At 71.3% G+C, this 540-nt stretch carries 1 protein-coding gene; it reads right to left on the reverse strand.

All coding sequences use genetic code 11. The features are described from left to right. The coding region (locus tag ACYVIH_RS12485; protein ID WP_460869780.1) for a sugar phosphate isomerase/epimerase family protein at nt 1-540 on the reverse strand (540 nt) is incomplete at both ends.

The raw sequence follows: 540 nt of genomic DNA on the forward strand, positions 1-540 counted from the left end.
ATCTCGGACGGGTGCACCTCGTGGGCGTAGCGCACACCCTCAGAGTCGAAGACGTCGAGGATCGGGTTCCACCGCCGCGCGAAGTCCTCGTAGCCGTCGTCGATGACCGACTGCGGCACCGGCGGGAACATCGCGACGTAGGGCCAGATCTTCGAGCCGGTGAACCCGGTGACGACATCGGCGCCGAGCTTGCGGGCGACGCGGGCCGCGCGCTGCATGTCCTCGGCCGCGCGCCGACGCACCCCCTCGGGCTCCCCGTCGCCCCACACGTAGGGGCGCACGATGGCCCGATGCCGGAAGTCGATGGGGTCGTCGCAGACCGCCTGCCCCGCCAGGTGATTCGAGATGGCCCACACGCGCAGGCCGTGGCGGTCGAGAATGTCGAGTCGGGATCGCAGGTAGGCGTCGTCCTCGTCGGCGCGGGCGAGATCGAGGTGGTCGCCGGAGGCCGCGATCTCGAGCCCGTCGTACCCCCACTCGGAGGCGAGCCGGGCCACCTCCTCGAACGGCAGGTCGGCCCACTGGCCGGTGAACAGGGTG

The organism is Nocardioides pakistanensis, from assembly GCF_054781215.1.